The sequence below is a fragment of the Nostoc sp. KVJ3 genome (assembly GCF_026127265.1).
Taxonomy (GTDB): domain Bacteria; phylum Cyanobacteriota; class Cyanobacteriia; order Cyanobacteriales; family Nostocaceae; genus Nostoc.
The window spans coordinates 1,300,196-1,319,730 of record NZ_WWFG01000002.1 but is presented as its reverse complement, the minus strand read 5'-3'; the positions used below and the strand labels follow the sequence as shown (position 1 = coordinate 1,319,730).

18 protein-coding genes are annotated in these 19,535 nt (G+C 42.3%); 9 read left to right on the top strand and 9 right to left on the bottom strand.

Annotated elements, in window-relative coordinates; all coding sequences use genetic code 11:
• Nucleotides 1-51: 51 nt before the first annotated feature.
• Together GTQ43_RS21725 and GTQ43_RS21720 are read left to right on the top strand one after the other, a co-directional pair.
• Nucleotides 52-726 (top strand): response regulator transcription factor, encoded by a 675-nt coding sequence (locus GTQ43_RS21725; RefSeq protein WP_265274813.1) that lies wholly within the window; start codon nt 52-54, stop codon nt 724-726.
• Between the two features lie 29 nt (nt 727-755).
• Complete coding sequence (locus GTQ43_RS21720; RefSeq protein ID WP_265274812.1) at nt 756-1,988, top strand: sensor histidine kinase; 1,233 nt, start codon at nt 756-758, stop codon at nt 1,986-1,988.
• A 14-nt stretch (nt 1,989-2,002) separates the two neighbouring features.
• On the opposite strand, the gene GTQ43_RS21715 is transcribed toward GTQ43_RS21720, so the two are convergent.
• Entirely contained in the window at nt 2,003-2,473 is a 471-nt protein-coding gene (locus GTQ43_RS21715) for a PepSY domain-containing protein (RefSeq protein ID WP_265274811.1), read from the bottom strand.
• Between the two features lie 229 nt (nt 2,474-2,702).
• On the opposite strand from GTQ43_RS21715, the gene GTQ43_RS21710 reads away from it, so the two are divergent.
• From GTQ43_RS21710 to psb27, 3 genes are all read left to right on the top strand, one after another.
• Nucleotides 2,703-3,446, top strand: coding sequence for a hypothetical protein (locus tag GTQ43_RS21710; protein WP_265274810.1), 744 nt, complete (start codon nt 2,703-2,705; stop codon nt 3,444-3,446).
• 31 nt (nt 3,447-3,477) lie between these two features.
• Nucleotides 3,478-4,176 carry a phosphatase PAP2 family protein gene (locus GTQ43_RS21705; protein WP_265274809.1) on the top strand — a complete coding sequence of 233 codons (699 nt, stop codon included), beginning with the start codon at nt 3,478-3,480 and terminating at the stop codon, nt 4,174-4,176.
• A gap of 180 nt (nt 4,177-4,356) precedes the next feature.
• Entirely contained in the window at nt 4,357-4,761 is a 405-nt protein-coding gene (gene psb27, locus GTQ43_RS21700) for a photosystem II protein Psb27 (protein WP_265274808.1), read from the top strand.
• A gap of 154 nt (nt 4,762-4,915) precedes the next feature.
• On the opposite strand, the gene polA is transcribed toward psb27, so the two are convergent.
• Nucleotides 4,916-7,852: a DNA polymerase I gene (polA, locus tag GTQ43_RS21695; RefSeq protein WP_265274807.1), complete on the bottom strand. Its 2,937-nt coding sequence runs from the start codon at nt 7,850-7,852 to the stop codon at nt 4,916-4,918.
• A gap of 511 nt (nt 7,853-8,363) precedes the next feature.
• Here polA and GTQ43_RS21690 point away from each other — a divergent pair.
• On the top strand, nt 8,364-9,071 hold the full coding sequence (locus GTQ43_RS21690) for a PEP-CTERM sorting domain-containing protein (protein WP_265274806.1): 708 nt from the start codon (nt 8,364-8,366) through the stop codon (nt 9,069-9,071).
• A 253-nt stretch (nt 9,072-9,324) separates the two neighbouring features.
• Nucleotides 9,325-10,188, top strand: a complete 864-nt coding sequence (locus tag GTQ43_RS21685) for a Cof-type HAD-IIB family hydrolase (RefSeq protein WP_265274804.1) — start codon at nt 9,325-9,327, stop codon at nt 10,186-10,188.
• Nucleotides 10,189-10,367: 179 nt separating this feature from the next.
• On the opposite strand, the gene GTQ43_RS41485 is transcribed toward GTQ43_RS21685, so the two are convergent.
• Complete coding sequence (locus tag GTQ43_RS41485) at nt 10,368-10,751, bottom strand: DALR anticodon-binding domain-containing protein (protein ID WP_321162504.1); 384 nt, start codon at nt 10,749-10,751, stop codon at nt 10,368-10,370.
• A 23-nt stretch (nt 10,752-10,774) separates the two neighbouring features.
• Nucleotides 10,775-11,116 carry a hypothetical protein gene (locus GTQ43_RS41480; RefSeq protein WP_321162503.1) on the bottom strand — a complete coding sequence of 114 codons (342 nt, stop codon included), beginning with the start codon at nt 11,114-11,116 and terminating at the stop codon, nt 10,775-10,777.
• A gap of 481 nt (nt 11,117-11,597) precedes the next feature.
• Here GTQ43_RS41480 and GTQ43_RS21675 point away from each other — a divergent pair, with 481 nt between their 5' ends.
• Nucleotides 11,598-12,317 (top strand): Crp/Fnr family transcriptional regulator, encoded by a 720-nt coding sequence (locus GTQ43_RS21675; protein WP_012412419.1) that lies wholly within the window; start codon nt 11,598-11,600, stop codon nt 12,315-12,317.
• A gap of 61 nt (nt 12,318-12,378) precedes the next feature.
• On the opposite strand, the gene GTQ43_RS21670 is transcribed toward GTQ43_RS21675, so the two are convergent.
• Together GTQ43_RS21670 and GTQ43_RS21665 are read right to left on the bottom strand one after the other, a co-directional pair.
• A complete protein-coding gene (locus GTQ43_RS21670) occupies nt 12,379-13,425 on the bottom strand; it encodes a PstS family phosphate ABC transporter substrate-binding protein (RefSeq protein ID WP_265274803.1) in 1,047 nt (348 codons plus the stop codon).
• 181 nt (nt 13,426-13,606) lie between these two features.
• Nucleotides 13,607-14,242 carry a hypothetical protein gene (locus tag GTQ43_RS21665; RefSeq protein ID WP_265274802.1) on the bottom strand — a complete coding sequence of 212 codons (636 nt, stop codon included), beginning with the start codon at nt 14,240-14,242 and terminating at the stop codon, nt 13,607-13,609.
• Nucleotides 14,243-14,357: 115 nt separating this feature from the next.
• Here GTQ43_RS21665 and GTQ43_RS21660 point away from each other — a divergent pair, with 115 nt between their 5' ends.
• Nucleotides 14,358-14,606, top strand: coding sequence for a hypothetical protein (locus GTQ43_RS21660; RefSeq protein WP_265274801.1), 249 nt, complete (start codon nt 14,358-14,360; stop codon nt 14,604-14,606).
• Between the two features lie 212 nt (nt 14,607-14,818).
• On the opposite strand, the gene GTQ43_RS21655 is transcribed toward GTQ43_RS21660, so the two are convergent.
• From GTQ43_RS21655 to GTQ43_RS21645, 3 genes are all read right to left on the bottom strand, one after another.
• Complete coding sequence (locus tag GTQ43_RS21655; protein WP_265274800.1) at nt 14,819-16,882, bottom strand: phospholipase C; 2,064 nt, start codon at nt 16,880-16,882, stop codon at nt 14,819-14,821.
• A 181-nt stretch (nt 16,883-17,063) separates the two neighbouring features.
• Complete coding sequence (locus GTQ43_RS21650) at nt 17,064-17,684, bottom strand: PEP-CTERM sorting domain-containing protein (RefSeq protein WP_265274799.1); 621 nt, start codon at nt 17,682-17,684, stop codon at nt 17,064-17,066.
• A gap of 405 nt (nt 17,685-18,089) precedes the next feature.
• Complete coding sequence (locus GTQ43_RS21645; protein WP_265274798.1) at nt 18,090-19,490, bottom strand: ABC transporter substrate-binding protein; 1,401 nt, start codon at nt 19,488-19,490, stop codon at nt 18,090-18,092.
• Between the last annotated feature and the right edge of the window lie 45 nt (nt 19,491-19,535).

Here is a 19,535-nt window from a genome sequence, read left to right as displayed (position 1 = left end):
GATAGCCCATCCTCGTTTTAACAAGCTCTAATAACTTAGAAGTGGAGCATAATGAGAATTTTAATAGTTGAAGATGACGATCGCATTGCCAAACCATTAGCCGAATTTTTAAGACGACAACATCATATTGTAGATATAACAACTAATGGCTTGACAGCTTGGGAATGGTCGCAATCAGCATTATATGAGCTAATTTTATTAGATTTAATGCTGCCTAAATTAGATGGAATTACTCTATGTAAGCGTTTACGCGCAGCTTCATCTAATGTTCTGATTTTAATGTTGACCGCACGAGATACAACAGGCGATAAAATTATCGGACTCGATGCTGGTGCTGATGATTACTTAGTTAAGCCATTTGAATTAAAAGAGTTAGCAGCACGCATCAGGGCTTTAGCTAGAAGAACTCCAGAAATTCGCCCTCAGATTTTAATTCACGGTGATTTACAACTAGATCCAGCAACTCAAAAGGTTACTTATGCAGGAAATATCATATCATTAACTCCCAAAGAATATATGATATTAGAATATTTTTTGAAACATCAAAATCAAATTGTCACTCGTTCGGTGATTCTTGATAAATTGTGGGACTTTGATAAATCTTCGGGAGAAGGAAGTATTAAAACTCATATTACAAATTTGCGGAATAAACTTCGAGCATCTGGAAGTTCCGAAGACCTGATTGAAAATATCTATGGCATAGGTTATCGTCTAGGAAAAAAGTAGAATAATTTCATATAAATAGCAGAAACAATGTGTTTCAAAAAATCAGATATCGTTTATTGTTATCTTACTTAGGGGTGTTCGCATCGCTGTTGGGAATATTTGCGATCGCAGTCCGATTTGCTTTTAGTCACAGTCTAACTGAACAAATCACAGATAAGCTCACAGCCATAGGGAAAGCTGCGGCTACAAATGTAGAATTTGAAAAAGGTCGCCTGACGATTGAAAGTGACTTTCGTCCCCAAGACTTAATTGCTTATCATCAAGCATTACAGTGGTTTGATCCTCAAGGAAATTTGATTACCCAACAAGGAAAAACTGTTTTAACCTTACCTTTTTTACCAAACAAAATAGTACAAATTCAGACTGGTAAAGTTCCTATCCAAGTAGTGACTGTACCAATTATTGCTAGCGATAATGGTGAGCTAGTTGGGTATGTAAGGGTAAGCCAATCTTTGGAAGAATTTAATGAAACCCTTGAAAAACTGGACTGGGGATTAGGCGGTGGCATTATTATAACTTTGGTTCTGAGTAGTATTGGCGGAATTTTGTTAACTCGTCAAGCAATGCAACCTATTGAAGAGAGTTTTGCAAAGCTTAAACAATTTACTGCTGATGCTTCCCATGAACTACGCAGTCCGTTAATGGCGATCAAAATTAATGCTGAGTTACCGCTAGAATATCCAGAAGAAATAGGGCCAAAAGATGCAGATAAGTTTCAGGCGATCGCCAACGCTACAAACCAGATGACTCGCCTCACAGAAGACTTATTGATGCTAGCACGCACTGATAGAGTTTCCAATCAGTATAGGGATACTCTCAATTTAACGTCAATATTAGAGAACCTAATCCAACTATATAAACCTCAAGCCAAAGCTAAACAAATTGATTTAAAAATTCAATTAATTCCTAATCTTCAACTAATAGGTGATTCAATTCAATTAACGCGACTGTTTACTAATTTAGTTGAAAATGCACTCCATTACACACCATCAGGGGGCGTAGTTGAAATTAAAACTAATCGTGTTGGTTCCCAGCTTTATGTCAACCTACAAGATACAGGTGTCGGAATTGCACCAGAGCATATCGACAAGGTTTTTGAGCGTTTTTGGCGAGCAGATCAGTCTCGTTCTTATTGGTCAGGTGGTTCTGGTTTAGGGCTAGCGATCGCTCAAGCTATTGCCAAAAATCACGGTGGATTAATTAGTGTTACAAGTCAATTAGGAGTTGGTAGTTGTTTTACTGTGCGTTTACCAACTCCATAAATTCAATTGCCTACTTATTTATCATCATTAGTTTCTTTAACTTGAATACTACTCTTGGGACGAGTAGCTTCATTCTTCTCATCTTGTTCGTTAGCATTTTCAGCGTAGATAACTTTGCCATTACCAGCATCTACCTTAACATCTTGCTGACCAATTTCTACCGAATAAACTAAGTTGCCATCTTCATTTTCGAGTTTAACACTTTTCGCTTTACCTCCCACAGATGCTTCAACAGTTTGCTGTGCTTGTTGTGCTGTAATTTTAGCTAGCGGTTGCAGTTTTGCTGCTTCTTGCTGTTCTTCTGCATCGTCATTTTTTTCACCATCTCCATCACTGGCTTCAGCAATTTGCATACCATTATGATTCTGACGTGCAATTGCTACAAAAGATTGTGGTTGTTTTGCAAATACCACTCTCGACAATCCAGTGAATCCCAAAGTACCTATACAAGCTGCTGTCAAAATGAGTTTTGTTGAAGTTCTCATACTTGAAAAATCCATTGAATTCTAGGTTTCTGTTTTCACAGTAAGTAACAAAAGTCAAGAAGTAGTCAAGAATGCTTTGAATTCAATATCAACCATTGAAATATTTCAGCTATTTTTAGCATCTCTATTCTGAGAAAATTCTATTTTCAATCAAATCTTGACTATTTCTTGACTTTTGCTGTGTAAAGTACATTCTCTACGATGACTTACTATTTTTTATCGTCAAAAAATGAACAAAGTTGCAAAAGTCACGATTTTCTTCTGGATTATGAAGATCATCGGTACGACACTCGGCGAAACAGCCGGTGACTTCATCTCAATGTCTCTTGGACTGGGGTATTACCTAGCCTTTGCCATAACCTTCGCTATTCTGGCTATTCTCCTGTTTTTTCAAATTCAATCCGATAGATATCGTCCAGCCCTTTACTGGACGGCCATCATCGCTACAACCACAGCCGGAACGGAAGTTTCAGACCTGATGGATCGATCTCTTGGACTGGGCTATGCACTGGGATCGCTTATTCTGGTAGCCTGTCTATTGAGCGTTCTTAGCATCTGGTACTACCGCGATCGCAATCTGAGCGTTTATCCGATTGTGAAAAAAGATGCAGAGACTACCTACTGGCTGGCTGTGGTATTCTCCAACAGTTTGGGAACAGCCTTTGGTGATTTTCTCACAAGCAACTTAGGACTAAGCTACATCCAGGGCGCATTGGTGACAGCTAGCGTTATTGGTGTTGTCATTGCCCTTCACTATGTAACAAAGTTGAGCGATATCCTGCTATTTTGGCTTGCATTCATCTTCACACGTCCCTTCGGAGCCACCTTCGGAGATTTTCTGACAAAACCAGTCAAAAATGGCGGTCTATCACTGCCAAGGGAATATGCTTCTGCGATCGCCTTTATCCTGCTGGCAGTTGTCCTATTCTTTTCCGTGCGAAATGAGAAAAAAGTGCGTCACCTAATTGAGTGATACGTTTAAGCATAATGAATAAAATCAAAGTATGCTCCGACAAATTTCTAATTTCTGGTTGCGTTATATACATCCTCGTTTGGCTGCCTTAATTGCCACAATTGGTATTGTTGGACTTGCTAGTTGTCTGCTGATACTTTTTGTTTTAGCAAAAATAACTGAAGAAGTTTTAGAACGAGAAGCTTTTGCATTTGATACTACTTTTTTGTTATGGCTACATCAGTTTGCTAATCCCAGCTTAGATAATTTCATGTTGTTCATTACCAGCCTTGGTAATCCTAGTACAGTAGTCATCGTTGTTAGCGTTAATCTAATATTACTTTGGTGGCAACATTATCGAGAAGAAGCGAAATTTTTCGTCCTTGCTTGTTTAGGAGGATTCATTTTAAATACAGGGTTAAAGTTATTTTTTTCCAAACCTCGCCCTGAACTATGGCATCGCTTGATTTCTGAAAAATCTTTTAGTTTTCCTAGCGGACATGCACTAGGTTCTATAGTACTTTATGGTTTTATTGCTTACGAATTAGCAACTCACTATCCTCATTTTGCTAAACTTATTTACAGTTTGACAGTTATTTTAATTGCTGTTATTGGGATTAGCCGCCTATATTTAGGAGTCCATTGGCCCACAGATATAATTGCAGGTTATGGAGTCGGTTTTCTGTGGCTGATGATATGTATTACAATGCTCAAATTGCAGAAATTAAAGCAGAGAAACTTAGTTAATTAAATCCTCTGAACCTCTAATCCCATAACTCTAAGTACAACATTTAATTAATTCGTAGCGAATTCTCTGCGTGCCTCTGCGCTTACCACCGCGCTCCTCTGCGTTGAAAATTTCACCCTCAATTGATCCCCAAGTTACCAATCCAAGATACGATAGACGTTGATTTACGTATTCTTTTAATTAATGCATATGAAGCGCTATTGGTCGCGTTTGCTTGCGCTGGTTTTGGTTCTATCTATCGGCTTAATCGGCTGTTCTGGCAGTCCAGATAGCTTAACTGGAGATTATCGCCAAGACACCTTAGCTGTGGTCAATGTGATGAGACAAGCTCTGAATCTATCACAAGATTCATCTGACAAAACAGCAGTTCAAGCAGAAGCGCGTCAGAAAATTAATGACTTTTCAGCTCGCTATCAGCGAGTTAACTCTGTTTCTGGACTTGGCTCCTTTACAACCATGCGAACAGCCCTTAATTCCCTGGCTGGACACTACAGTTCTTACCCAAATCGTCCCGTACCCGAAAAACTCAAAAATCGTTTAGAGAAAGAATTACAGCAAGTTGAAGCAGCGCTAAAGCGTGGCGGTTAACTCTAAAACTAAGCAAAAAAACATCTAATTTGCATAACCAAATTAAACACAACTCTTGTGGGGTGGGCATCTTGCCCGCCTACTTTATGCAATCTAAATGTAGAACAGCTTATTGCCAACTGCATCATCAAGAGTCAATATTTATGACTCTTGATTACTTCGTATCCATCCAATTTTCACCGACACGCGCCTCTACCAGCAACGGCACACTTAACTGGACTGCATTTTCCATCACCGACTTAATTTGTGGTTGTAATTCTTCCCACTCATCAGGGGGAATTTCAAACACTAATTCATCATGAACTTGCAACAACAAACGCGCCTGATAGTTCTTCAAAACCTCATGCAGTCTTACCATTGCAATTTTGATAATATCAGCGTTAGAGCCTTGAATTGGTGCATTAGCTGCTGAACGTAATAAACCCGCATCATAAGCGCCCAAATTCTTCAATTTACTCAGATCGATGTCTTCTGGATTACTGCCTTTTAATCTGCGTAAACTGTTATTAGTAAAGTCAAAATAACGACGACGACCGAGAATAGTTTCTACATAACCAAGAGCGATCGCTTCTTTTTTTACTTGCTCTAAATATCCAAAAACTTTAGGATATCTTTCATTAAACCGCTTAATGAACTCGTTGGCAATATTCTTATCTATCCCAGTTGAACGCGAAAATCTGAGAGAACCCATGCCATAAATCACGCCAAAATTGATAGTTTTTGCCATCCCTCGTTCTTCTGAGGTTATATTTTCTTTTTCAAATACTAACCGCGCGGTAACAGTGTGAACATCTTCATTTTGCTGATATGCTTGCACTAATATCGGCTCTTGACTCAAATGAGCCAAAATCCGCAATTCAATTTGGGAGTAATCAGCAGCCACCATTAACCAACCAGTTTCTGGCAAAAACGCCTTCCGAATTTGGCGACTAAAAGCTGTGCGAATAGGGATATTTTGCAAATTCGGATTAGAAGAAGATAACCTACCAGTTGATGTTGCTGCTTGATTAAAATCAGTATGCACCCGTTGAGTATCTGGACGCACCAATGCAGGTAAAGCATCAACATAAGTAGACTTTAATTTAGATAGAGTGCGGTACTCAATAATCGCCTCCACGAAACCACTTTTATCATCTTCTTGAAGTCTTTCTAATGTTGCTGCATCCGTAGAAAAGCCAGTTTGAATTTTGCGAGAATGCCTAGTGCTTAACCCCAATTTTTCAAACAAGATTTGGCTCAATTGCTTAGGAGAACCTAAGTTAAAATTTTCCCCAGCTATTTCAGTTGCTTCCTGTTTTAACCTGACTAACTCTATTTCTAAATGCTGCGAAAGTTCTTTTAAATAAGCTGAATTAATACGGACACCCGTATATTCCATTTGAGCTAAAACTTCTTCTAGTGGCTGTTCCACTTCCGCTAATAGCTTAGATAAACTTGGAATTTGCTCAAGTTTCTCACGCAATTTTTCCACCAAACCAAACGTAGAATAAGCATCCATACCGCAGTAATCTGCAACGGCGGGAATATCTATATCAGCGATAGTTTTGCCTTTAGGAACTAAATCTAAATAACTTTTTGCTATCAATCCCAAATATCGCTGTCCTAAATCCATCAAATTATGACTTGAATCTGGATTTAGAATGTAACTTGCCAGCATCGGATCAAACACTACTCCCGCCAAATTAATCCCTTGACACTTGAGAACTAAGCGGTCAAATTTGGCATTCTGTAAAGCTTTGGGATAATCAGCACTTTCAAGAATTGGGCGTAATGCTTCTAGCACCAAATCTTTATGCAAATTTTCCCCAGTTTTATGCCCCACAGGAATATAGGCTACTTCATCCGGTTGCATTCCCCAACAGCAACCAATTCCTACTAACTCAGCATCTCTTGGTTCTAAAGAGGTAGTTTCAGTGTCCCAAGCAACGGGAGTCTCTGGGTTAGTGAATGTTTGCAGAAGCTTCACTAATTCAGTTAGTTTCGCTTCAGTGTTGACGATCAGTGGTGTAATGGGAGAAATAGATTTTTGTGCAACTGCTGCTGTATCACTAGCACTGAAAAACCACAAATCATTATTTTCATCATCCTTCAATTCTGAGTTAGGATTAATTGCGTCTGTTTTAGCTTCTGGCTTTTCTTCAACTTGACCACCAAAACGTTGCTGTAAGTCGTTTATTCTACCTAAAAAAGACTTGAATTCTAATTTTTCTAAAATTGGGGATAAGACGCTTATATCAAATCCTTTTAATTTGCAATCTTCTAAATTAATTTCTATAGGAACATCTAAAACTATGGTTGCCAAATAGCGAGATTTATCAGCATCTTCCTTACCATTTGCCAGTTTTTTCTGAGTTGCGCCTTTAATTTCATCTAACGCAGCATAAATATGATCAAGGGAACCATAGGTATTTAGCAGCTGCACTGCTGTCTTTTCCCCAATTCCCTTGACTCCAGGAATATTATCTGATTTATCACCACAAAGAGCTTTGAAATCGATAATTTGTGAAGGCAAAACGCCCATTTTTTCTTTGACTTGTTCTGCTTCAAATTCCGTAATGCTATTTGTAGAGCGTTTTATGGCATCTGGACTAAAATTCAGAACAGTGATTTCTTTGTCAGAGTCGATCAGTTGAAATAAATCGCGATCGCCTGTGAGAATCTTCACCCTATACCCAGCAGCAGTTACTCGCTGTGCTAAGGTTCCCAAAACATCATCCGCCTCGAAACCAGGGGCAGTAAAAATTGGTAAATTGAAGCCATTCAGTAACTCATGCAGGTTTGCTAAATCGGGAATGAAGTCTTCCGGCGTTTCCTTGCGATCGGCTTTATAAGTCTCGTCAGCTTCGTGGCGAAAGGTGGCCTCACCCAAATCAAAAGCGATCGCCATTGCTTGCGGCTGTTGTGTTGCCATTACCTCCAGCAAGCACTTCACAAAACCAAAACATATACTCGTCGGAATCCCTGCTTTGGTACGCAGTCCTCCATCTCGCCCTTTGGCAAAAGCAAAGTACGAACGATAGGCCAAGGAGTGTCCATCTACAAGGATGAACGTGGGGCGTGTTGCAGTTACAGAAGTGAAAGTTTCAGACATAGCCCTATTTTAGCCAGAAGCTTTGTCACATAGTTAGCAATTTCAGATGCTAGTTCAGCTTTGCTTTGGCGAGAATCGCCCAGTTTTTGCAAGTTTACGTATGATTTTAGACAGATAAGTACGGAAGCATGGTAGAACCAATTTTTGGCAGCAATACTACCCTAATTAAGTACGTGAGTATGAATATAGTAACCAGAAAGTAAGCATATCCTTTATATTCTGGTGAGAAGTCAGGGAGCTATCTCCTGAGCGGTTTATGTTTAATTACGTTGACCTAGCTTACTTCTGAAAACTAGCTTAGTATTTCGACATGAGACTGCCACTATTAAAGCCTCTTTTCCTTACCAAAACTTTATATATAGCAATCAACAAGTGTACTTGCTGACAGGAATCGAATATAAAAGCTTTACATAAAGTTACGTATATTTATCAAGCCTACAAGCCAAATTTCAGAGTTAGAAATAAGTTAGCGATCCCGTAATGATTCGTTTTAGAAAAGTATCTTCACATCATGACAACAAAACTATTAAACACTCTAGCTGCTGCTACAACTTTGGCAGGAATTGTTGCAACATCTGGAGCAGCTAATGCAGCTTCTCTCTCTTACAGCAGTTTTAGTAATTACGATTTGACAGATATCATTGATTCACCTTTGAGCGTCCAAAAATTTGACTCATCTCTAGGCACACTCCAAGGTGTAACGATAGAATTTACCGGGGACATCCTTGGAAATGCAGGTTTTGAAAACAGGAGTCCAAACGCAAGACAAACCACAGTAAATCTTGGCAGTCAATTGAACTTACAACTAAATAATCAATCTTTATTGGCGCTGAATCCACAATATATTTCCAGTTACCAAGTTGCTAAATATGACGGCATCATTGATTTTAGTGGCACATCTGGAAAAACTCTTTCTAACTTAACTGCCACACAATCTGGTAATCAGTCTTTCACTGATACGCAATTTTTGCAATCTTTCATTGGTAATGGCAACGTCAACTTTTTGTTCTCAGCTATAGCCGACTCACAAGTTATAGGATCGGGCAATATTATATCCTATATTGATACTTATGCCAAAGCAGGTATCAAAGTCACTTATAATTACGATGATGTAAAAACAATACCTGAACCCTCTGCCACACTTGGACTTGCTTTAATTGCTGGGCTTTATCTGTTGTCACAACGCAAAAAAAGCTGGCTGAAGGGTTCAAATTTATAGACTATCTTAAATAGGCGGTTTTTCCATCCTATCTATCCGTTAGGCTCTCTAATTTAAATGAAAAACTCCGATTTTTTTGAAAATCGGGGTTTTTTGTTGCGATCGTTTAGCCATTAAATCGGGGAGCTTGGAAATTTTCGATTGAGTCCACAAATAAATCCGCTTGCTCTCTATCATGAAGGAATCACCAATCAATCTAAAATTCTCACTAGAGCCTGTTAACCTCTTAGTGGAACTTAAAATCTAGGAAATCATGCAGAAAGCATCTGCCACAACATCTACCGATCATCAGGCTGCTGCAAAAGACATTAAACTACTAGTTTTGGATATAGACGGCACGATCGCAGGAGAATCTAACACCATTAGCGCAGGTGTAAAGCAAGCTATTGTTGCAGTCCAAGCACGAGGCATTCCAGTGGCGATCGCTACAGGTAGAATGTATAGATCAGCTTTGCGCTTTCACCAAGATATCGGCTCTACCTTACCATTAATGGCTTATCAAGGAGCCTGGATTCAAGATCCAATTACTCAAAAAATTCATCGCCATTGGGCTGTTTCCAGGGAAATGGCCCAACAACTACTAGACTATTTTGAACAGCCTGAGTTGCGATCGCTCCTATCTGTCCACTTTTACATCAATGATGAACTATACGTCCGTGAATTAACTAGAGAAACCCAAATTTATGCAGAACGTTCTGGTATTATCCCGATTCCTGTGGGTGATTTGCGCCAAACCTTAACTAATGAACCGACAAAAATTCTCGCTTTGTCTGATGACATAGATTTGATAGACAAACTATTAGGGAATTTGCGTCGCCAATACACACCTGCTGAACTTTATCTGACAAAATCTGTTGCTACATTCTTTGAAGCAACTAACGCTTCTGTGAATAAGGGAACTGCTGTACGTTACCTAGCCGAAGAATTGCTGGGATTACAGTTAGCCAACATTATGGCGATTGGTGATAACTTCAATGATCTAGAAATGCTGGAGTCTGTTGGACTTGGTGTAGCTATGGGCAATGCACCAGCAGGAGTGCAAGCGATCGCACAATGGATAGCTCCTAGTGTAGAGGAAGACGGAGCAGCAGTAGCAATTGAAAAGTTTTTACTGTAACGAGGACACTTTTTCAAGCCTAGACCATATAAATCAGAAAGGACACCGACGACTGGCCGTGTTTCGTCTCGGTGTCCTAGCTGGTTCGCTCCTCACACACCTGCTAATGTAGCCGAGGTGATGCATTGAGTCAATAGCTATTATAAAAGTTTTTATTTTACCTAAGCGACATTACCGATTTATAACTCTAAGGGCGCAAAAACACCCAAGTTTTCCTCTAGTAAATATCTTAATACTGACCCAGTAGCCATAAGTAATCCGAGTCTGGCTTGGGCTAACTCTGGCGATCTAATTTTCACCTCACCCCAAATCCGGCAATTAGACCAAAAGTTTTCAAAAGCTTCACTCAAATTCAGCGCCACCTTTTCCCATTTCACAGAACCCCTAACATTAGGACACTCTATGTTGTCTACTACTTGTATTAACTCGGCAATTAGATGACGTTCATCTGGATGATTTAGCCGTAGTGTTCCGTCACAATTAAGCCAAGGTAGAGGGTTAGGAGAGATAACACTCCAAAAAGCTGGACTAATTTTTGGAACTGGTTCTCTTAATTTAATCAATCCCTCTCGATGAGCCAGCAATACTAGCGAACAGCAGCGTGCATGGGCGTGCTGAACAGCAAATAATGAATTGGGCAGAAGAGGCAGAGGGGCAGGGGGCGGGGGGCAAGGGGGAGAACTAAAATTACCTCTTTCCCCTCTGCTCCCTGCTCCCTGCTCCCTGCTCCCTGCTTCCCCGAACCTCCGACTGCAAGACTTTGTAACCAAGTCGCTAAGGTCGAGTGAGTCAATTCAAAATGTATCCAACCAGGGGGAACTATTTGGATGCTAAAAACGTCACCACAAGTCCTTGATAAATCAGGTGCGATCGCACTAGCAAGCTCCATCGCTTTTCGATTCTGAGATTTTGATAGTTGCAGAGACACACTTGAGATATATAAAACTCTATTTTCATCTCTATCTTTATATAGAGGAAAATTTTTATCTTTTATGCATATATTTTCTCCTTTATAAGTACCAATGCTTAGTGATTTTATGAGGTAGCTGTACAATAACTGCCTGATCGACGTATATTTGCTAACTGGTGATATAAAATGCACGTAATATTATTTAAATCATCATGTACGATATATTTGTTACTTTTCTGTCATCTACCTTGCGGTATAAATTTAATTTAGATGAAGAAAAATGAGAAGAGGATAAAATTTGATGAATAATCGATGAATAGTAAGTAAACTTTACTACCATCATTGTACAGTAGGAAGTATAACAAAAGAGTAGAGAGTAATTTGCTTTCTATTCTTTGGATTGGCTGGCGCTGTTAGGCGTTAAGCCTCGCCAACACAAAGACACTCCTTGCACCTTTTGATCACGTCTTTGTCTTCAGCCGAACGCTCTTTGTTACCTATGCAATCTCCATCCTCCTTTTCTGAGGCATCACGGCCTTTCTTAACTTGGCAACGAATTCTTGACTGGGCTCAAGAACACTATCGATGCCGTACCTTTAGCAAAGATGAGCGCATTCCAGCCCGGCCTGGATTGCTATATTTGGTGCAAAGGGGTGCGATCCGCATGGTAGGAACCGCCCAAGTTAGTGCAACAGCTAGTCAGCTAACGTCTCGACGAATCAACAGAACTCCAGAAGAAGCGTTTTTGGGTTTTGTGGGAGCGGGACAACCATTTGAAATTGTTGCTCAGTCACCATTCACACTCCAGGCTTACGCCCATGTTGACCAAACTGCGGTGCTGTGGATGTACTGGCACGACTTAGACAACTGGCCTCATTTCCGTCGTGAAGTTATGGATGCCTTTAGGTATCAGCACCAGCGTAAGCTGCTGTGGCTGAGTGCCTTGGGACAACGCCGCACAATTGACCGACTCTTAGGATTTCTCACATTGTTAATTGAGGAATATGGAGAGCCAGCAATGAGCGACACCGATCCTGATGTGATTCGCGGTTATTGTTTGCCCTTTCCCCTCACTCATGCCCAAATTGGTAGCGCCATTGGTTCGACCCGCGTTACCGTCACCCGCTTGATGGGTAAGCTGCGTCAACGTGGCTTAATCCTTACCCAAGGCGATAATCTGATTTGCTTGCCAGCAGAATCGATTAATAGAGCTGGTTAAAGCACAGTTCAGAGCGGCGATTTCCGCCACTCTGTCTGAGTGTGATGGGTTTCGCTACTTGTCAGCGAATTTTGACAAACCCTCCTTGGCTAATCAGTTCCTGTCCCTGCTCAGTCAGTAGTAAGTTGGCGTAAGCGACACCTGCTTGCTGCTCAGTCTGACCATTCTGTTTGACCACCACAAACAGATTGCGGGTAATCGGATATTTTCCTGATTGGAAAGCCTCAATGTTCAATTTGTTGCGTTTACCAGGACATTCAGACGGGAGGACAAGTGTTTCTTGGTAGGGAGCAATATATTGCCCTTCCGTCCGGCCCAACGGCAAGGGTTTAATTGAGCATTGAGGAATCACCTCTGGGGCAGAAGCGTAGTAGATACCACCAGAACTACCAGCCAATTTTTGCAAGGCTTGGGTGGTTGTGGAGATAAATTCCACATTGGGGCTGAAAGCTTTACCACCCAAAATGTCTTGGACAAAAAGTTCGACCGTACCGCCATCAACAATCCGGCGAGAATAGGGTTTAATCGGTATATTGGGGCCTCCCACCTGGCTCCAATTATTGATTTTGCCTGTATAAATTGACTTTAATTGGTCTATCGTGATTCCTGGGATGTTGAGATTGGGGTTGACTGCGATCGCCAAACCATCAATTGCTACAGGAATTTGTTTCAAAGTGAATCCGCGCTGCTGGGCATGGCTTAATTCTTGATCGAGAATTGGGCGGGAGGACTGAGCAAAGGCTAGTTGACCGTCTATTAATGACTGGATGCCAGTAGCAGAACCAGGAGATGCATTACTGGGCTCTACATAGCGCAGCCGAAACTCTGGTCGCGCGGCTTGAATTACTGGATCGACTACCAACCGAATTGGTGCCCAAGATGTACTGCCTCCGTAATTGAATAATCCTGTAGGAACATCCTTTACAGAGGTAAAAGTATTACCACTAGGTTGTTGTGATGTGTTTTGGGGCGTTTTGCTGCTACCAGAATTAATTGTATTTAGGTTAACACCAGACTTTCTACTAAACCACCAAAAACCGCCAGCTACTAGCCCGGCTGTAATTAGGATGGATAATACAAGAATAGGTATTTCATTTTTTTGGGACATAGTAAATTACCCACACGTCCATTCAATACAAGTACTTGACTTGATAGGTTATTGCTACTTGAGATTGTATTGGGAGGACGGGTGTTTTATTCGCGAATTATGACAAATCCTAACTTCTAACTACTTTTAGCAGCGAAGGTATTGGTTGAAAACAGCCAAAAACCTTTATATTTACTTGAATCTACTCAAGAAATGGACTCAGAAGAAGTCCTCCACGAGAATGGTTTGTATTTAATCCTCGGTCGAGCTTGAGTAGGGAGCCTTTGCCCAGATTACGATCAAAGATATCGCCATAGTTACCTACAGATGTAATAACGTGGCGCTGCCACTCCTTATCCAGACCTAGCTCTGGTGCAAAAATTGGCATCACCCCAGCACCGCCCGCATACCAGCGTGTTTCCGGTCTTTCTGCATTGATCAATGTATGCACTGTCCACCCGACGATCGCTGACCACTGGGCATCTTCAGTTCCGGTAGCGGCAATTATGGGAAAGGTCGTTAGTGGCTCTGGGAGGATGCGGCTCGATAATCGGTTCACCCCAGAGTCAAGGCGGATATTGGCAAGGGTCGCGATCTCACCAGCGATCGCATGGCAATTTTGCACGTTGTATGTATCGATCATTTCCCCATCCTCAGAGAACGGCCGCCGGAACCAGTTCTTATGGAGCGCACCGAAATAAGCTGTGAGGCTCCGCTCGACCGAACTGCCAATCATGAAACAGATGCTTTGTCCGCCCAGATCGCTAACATGATGGGCAGCCGAATTGGATGCTACCATTACCGCATTAGATTCTACAAAAACAGTAGGGCCAGGCACCAGCTTACCAGCTAGTTTTTGTTCGTCAATCTCCGAACCTGTGAGGAAATATACGTCGTCCTGCTGGTTACGTACGGCATCGAAGTCTTTTTGCGTCTCATACTTGTGATATTCAATGCGGTCAGCAGATCCTAGTACGGCGGCAGCGATCGCCCGGCAGATATCGACATTAAGACCACTCCAACTACCTGAATCAGCTTCAGTTGCCAGACCTGTCCGCTCGACACTGCCACAGCGAACTACATTGCGTTCCTTTACACGTTTGATAACAGAACCTGCCTCAGCAGAAGAAATTGAGCAGCAGAAACCAAATAGAGTCAGGAAGACTAACAGAAAACGCATGAATTATCCTCAAGGAATGTGAATTCGACAAACCTCTCTCTGCCTTGAACCAAAGTTCAAACCTGTCCCTCTCCGACTCGGAGAAGGACGGTTTTCCTTAGTAAAACGATTGCGGTGAAAAATCCTTGTAGAGACGTAAAATTTTACGTCTCTACATTCAAGATTCAGCAACGCCAGTAAAACCAGGGAGAGGTTTCTTTATATGAATGGGGCGCACCCCATTCTTCTATATCTTTAAGGGTTAGCTGCTGGATAGGTGCTTGGTAGCGCATTGAAGCCCTTGGGGATTTGGTTGACTATCCCTTGGCGCTTGTCTTCCGGCGTGATGCCGATCGCTTGGCAGCCTTCACCGCCGTAATGCGGTAGTGTGTTCACAACACTGTCTGGAATCTTCGCAAAGGAGGCTGGCAATGGCGGCGAAGCACCAAGCAAGCGCTGCGGATCAAAGCCCGACAGCAAGCTATCGGTGATCGGCGAATTAATGTCCCGTGGGCCGAGGTACTTCTGCTTGAATCCTGGCGGGCCAAACTTGTTGAATTCTGGGGAGTTGCCAGCAGCAAGTGCTTGTGCCTCATCGGGTAGGCTGGCAAGGGGAGGTAAACCAAAGATTGTGTTAATTGTCTCGATCACCGAGTTGTGATCGCCCTCGACGTGGGAGACGGCATGCGTCCGGGCATAGGGTGAAATCAGGATCAGTGGCACACGGACACCACGGGAAAGCGGCAGCCCGTCAGGGCCATAAGACAATATCCGTGGTGGTACATGGTCGTAGAAGCCATCTGACTCATCATAGGTAATGATAATGGCACTCTGCTGCCAGATTTTCGGATTTGAGGCGATCGCATTGATTGCCCTAGCTGCCATCCCCTCACTGAGTTGGCGATCGCTGTAGCCTGGATGGTCGTCATCACCTGACTTTGCTGCATTGATAGCGGCAATCTCGTCCGCAGGTGTGTTGGGGTTGGTGATCGGTGGCTTCAAACCCTGCTGGTTAGTGTAGCCGCCACGAATGTAGAACACGCCGCTTTTAGGTAGGGTATTGTTGGCTATATCGCTAAAGAAGTCATTCAGCCCCCGGAGATTTTTGCTTACCTGGGGTGTGTTGGCAATATAGCCGAAATACTGCGCGCCGTTGTGATGGCTGACATAGGCATTGTGGGAAGCAATGCCGTTGGTATCAGTCGGTTCGAGGTCGTAGCCTTCTTGATACCAGCGCCAATTGACTGGCTCAGTCTGGAGTTTCTGGATATAGGGGATATCTTGCTGGATGTCGGCTAAATCAAATGAAGGATTTCTGTTACCAGCCAAGACTGACCGAATATCGCGCCCCTGGAAAGTGAGGGGCAGACTGGCGAAGGTTAGGTTCGAGGAGATATTGCCATCGGCGTAGCTCTCTTTCGCACCAGCAGGTTGCTTGTTATCTGTGGTTGTGTCGAACTGGGAACCATAGAAGGGCTGTGGATCGTTGACTACGGGTACACCCTGCGTCGTACCAGTGTGGCTGCCTACGGTGTAAGATTTGCCGCTCGCTCCGTGCTTAACCCACTGTGTTTCACCTGACTGCCCTGCGAGCATTGCTACTGCATTGGGGGTTGAGGGTGTGTCTTCAGTTGCAAAGATGTTGTCGAAGACGGTGAAGCGACTAGCCCATTTCCAAAAGAATGGAATAGTATCGCAGTCGATGTGCGACATTACTAGGCGGGCGAACTGCTTGCCCTCTGCAATGTTGGCTGCTCCACCCTTGGACGCGAAGCGCGTGTACTCATCGTAGACGAACTGATCCATCTGTGGCTTACCGTCCACAACGTGGATCTTGGTTGCAAGTCCGGTGTGGGAGTGATCAACGCTGTCAACGGCGCTGGCGTTCTGTTCGGCTCCGATTCGGAATGGCTGAACTGTGACGCTTGCACCGTTGACATCCTTGTAAGTTTGGGTGAAACCTGGCGTTTTCTCTGGACTACGAGGCTTTTGTCCATCTGAGTAGAGTCCGTTAACACCAGGCAATGTGCCATACTCGTTGTCGAAGGAGTGATTTTCGTTAAAAATTACGAAAACGTACTTAATCCGCTCCTGAACCAGCCTTGTGAGTACCTTCGGTGGCAGGTTGGGTTCCTTATCTGGAGAATTTAAGTATCGCACCACATCTGGGGTTGCATCTGGCTGAGTTGTGATGGTTGAGTGTGCTTCTTGGGGGAAGGACTCCTCTGCGATCGCACAACCAAGAAACATGGACGGTACAATCCAGGACGGAAGCAGCAAGAGTGTTGTGGCAAAATAGAGCTTCGTAAATCTTCTCAAAGCACATCTCCTTAGTAGTTTCTATCCAGTTAATACGCTACGCGGAATCACAATCTGTAGTTTATATACCGCAAGCGCTTCATTGATTTAAAATAGGTATTTTGGTTACGCCGTGCTTTACTTGGTTACGAAATTTAGAAGAACTTTACACCGTTGAGCCGATGCAAAATTATGCCGTTCTTTAAGCTTTTTGCTTTTTTTTCAGCCAGAAACCGATAGTAGCGACAACTACTGTTCCCGCAAAAGTTGAAGGTTCAGGAACAGGCTCACTGTTCACGAAAGTAACGGCAGTCAGTCCTGAACTTTGAACACTTCCCAGGTCGCTGTTGTCCAAAAATTTCCCATCATTAGTACTACCCGTACCTGTAAAATTGCTAGGAAAGTCCAGTTCCAGACTGTATAAATTATTGTTTTGACCTGTCAACAAACCTGCGTCTGCAAAAGCAAGGATGTTCTCTTGAATGTAAGCTGTATTGCCCGCCAAACTGTTGGATAAGGTTCGCAAAACAGTATTGTCTTTGACTAAGTTTATATTCCAACTTGTCAAATCTACAAAAGAACTAGAAGCGGGTAATTGATCCACATCTACTGTGTAAGTCCCGTTAAAAGAAGCATTTGCTAAATTAACAGGTAGTCCTACAGAACCATCCTCGGCCGCAGAAGCAAAATTTCCGACAATATTAAATGTTTTCAAGTTGACAGCCTGGGCAGGATGTGTGCCAATAGCTGCAAGCATAGCGAAACCAAGCCCTGCGGTGGCAGTTGCTTGCGATAACCTTCTTAAAGGTGTTGCACTCAGCATAAGTTTGGTCTTAATATTTTTGCCCGTAGTTTAAGGAAGTGCGCTTTTTGCACACCGGAAATAATGCCAAAGTAAAGACACCCCTATGGCTAAACTTGAAGGTATAAAGAAAAATCTAGAAGTCAAAAATGACTGTATATATAATTTGATGTAATGGAAATTACATCAATTATTCTTGATTTTCCCCATAAGTGAGCCATTAGCTTTTCTTGGTTCGGTAGTCAATTTACTTGAGAAAATCTCAAGATTGCACTACTTCACCAGTTGCTAAAAATCCCGACTTTTGTATTTTGTTACCGGAAAATTAATGACAGATTAAGAAAAGGCAAAATTTATTAAATAGTCACGGTAGGATTACCCAGATTTCTCACAATTGAGAAAAAATTAGAATAGCTAAATTCTTATTCAATGCACTGGTTCAAAGTCATAACCAGTACGAGAGCGAGAACCAGGAACGATTTTCACAAGTTGGACTGGCGCATTGCGATCGCCTGATGCTAAAAATCGAATTGTTCCAGAAGCGCCTGTGGCAGAAAAATCAGAGGAGGTCAGTGCTTGTTGGACTCCAAAACGTGTGGGAGTGATTTTTAATGCCCCAATGAGAGCAATAGTAGCATCATAACTAAGGGCGCTTCGCCAACTCACATCAGCACCCCATAGCTGCCGCGATTTCTGAGGAAAATCTGACTTCGGATCGCCGTCAATATGCCAGGGAACTGCTAATACCATCCCCACAGCTTGCTCTCTGCCAATTTCTAAAGTTTTGGCGTTGTAAACATCATCTCCCGCCAGCAGAGTTAACCGTTTTTGGTTAATTTGTACTACTTGCAGTGCTTTATCCAGAGTTTCCGTGTTAGCAGCTAACATCAATACTTCTGCACCTTGCTTAGTTGCTTGTTCTAGGCTTTTAGCCGCACTAAAATCCGCCTTGGATAAGTCAAATTCGCTGGATACTTGTCCACCCTCTAGGGAAACAGATGAAACAAACTCCGACTTTAAAGACTGGCTATAGTTACTCTGAGAATTAAAGAAAACCACTGCATTTTTTTTCTGCAAGGTTTTCACCATATAGTTGCCTAAACTTCTCGCAGCCATAAAATCACTGGGAACCGTGCGAAAAACGTAGCGGCTAAAGTTAGAAATTTTTACAGATGTGCTGGTAGGAGAAATTGCTACAAGCTGTCCAGAAGTATAGATAGTACCTGCGGCTAAGGTGGAATCGCTAGTATTCGGCCCAACTACACCTAATACTTCGGAATTGTTGACTAGGCTGGAAGCGATTTGCTTGGCTATTTCTGGATTGTCGTCATCGCTAGCTATCCCTACTCTCAACGGTACTCCCTTGATTCCCCCAGAGCTATTAACTTGATTTTGGGCTTGGGCGATGCCACGTAAAATTTCTAAAGCAGCATTGGGGTCAGTGCCTAATGGTACAGAAACGACGATGGTGTAGCTCTTGGAAGAATCTATGCGGGCATTATTAAGAAAAATTAAGGTTTCTGGATCGTTACGGTTGAGTTTTAGGGCGGCTGTGAAATTGGCGATCGCATGATCATAACTTTTAGTAGCGATCGCCTCTACTCCTTCTTTTTTAACTAGAGAAATGTCACCCGACATCAAGGATTTTTCCCCAAAACTAATGCGGTCTTGTAAGGACGAATTGCTACCTGTTTCCTGATTGGGAATAGTGGCGGTATTACCAATTTTGACACCAGAGTTCTTAAACCACCAAAAACCACCGCTAACTATGCCAACTGTCAGCAATAGAGCCAAGGCTAAAATTTTGGTTTCATTCTTTTGTGACATGAATTAAATAAAAAATGTTTATTATTTGATTATTTTGCTAAATCT

What these genes read in the sequence shown, in the direction of transcription:
- GTQ43_RS21725 (WP_265274813.1), top strand. Translation starts at nt 52, where the DNA reads ATGAGAATTTTAATAGTTGAAGATGACGATCGCATTGCCAAACCATTA.
- GTQ43_RS21715 (WP_265274811.1), bottom strand. Translation starts at nt 2,473, where the DNA reads ATGAGAACTTCAACAAAACTCATTTTGACAGCAGCTTGTATAGGTACT.
- GTQ43_RS21710 (WP_265274810.1), top strand. Translation starts at nt 2,703, where the DNA reads ATGAACAAAGTTGCAAAAGTCACGATTTTCTTCTGGATTATGAAGATC.
- GTQ43_RS21705 (WP_265274809.1), top strand. Translation starts at nt 3,478, where the DNA reads ATGCTCCGACAAATTTCTAATTTCTGGTTGCGTTATATACATCCTCGT.
- psb27 (WP_265274808.1), top strand. Translation starts at nt 4,357, where the DNA reads ATGCATATGAAGCGCTATTGGTCGCGTTTGCTTGCGCTGGTTTTGGTT.
- polA (WP_265274807.1), bottom strand. Translation starts at nt 7,852, where the DNA reads ATGTCTGAAACTTTCACTTCTGTAACTGCAACACGCCCCACGTTCATC.
- GTQ43_RS21690 (WP_265274806.1), top strand. Translation starts at nt 8,364, where the DNA reads ATGACAACAAAACTATTAAACACTCTAGCTGCTGCTACAACTTTGGCA.
- GTQ43_RS21685 (WP_265274804.1), top strand. Translation starts at nt 9,325, where the DNA reads ATGCAGAAAGCATCTGCCACAACATCTACCGATCATCAGGCTGCTGCA.
- GTQ43_RS21675 (WP_012412419.1), top strand. Translation starts at nt 11,598, where the DNA reads ATGCAATCTCCATCCTCCTTTTCTGAGGCATCACGGCCTTTCTTAACT.
- GTQ43_RS21670 (WP_265274803.1), bottom strand. Translation starts at nt 13,425, where the DNA reads ATGTCCCAAAAAAATGAAATACCTATTCTTGTATTATCCATCCTAATT.
- GTQ43_RS21660 (WP_265274801.1), top strand. Translation starts at nt 14,358, where the DNA reads ATGCGGTCAGCAGATCCTAGTACGGCGGCAGCGATCGCCCGGCAGATA.
- GTQ43_RS21650 (WP_265274799.1), bottom strand. Translation starts at nt 17,684, where the DNA reads ATGCTGAGTGCAACACCTTTAAGAAGGTTATCGCAAGCAACTGCCACC.
- GTQ43_RS21645 (WP_265274798.1), bottom strand. Translation starts at nt 19,490, where the DNA reads ATGTCACAAAAGAATGAAACCAAAATTTTAGCCTTGGCTCTATTGCTG.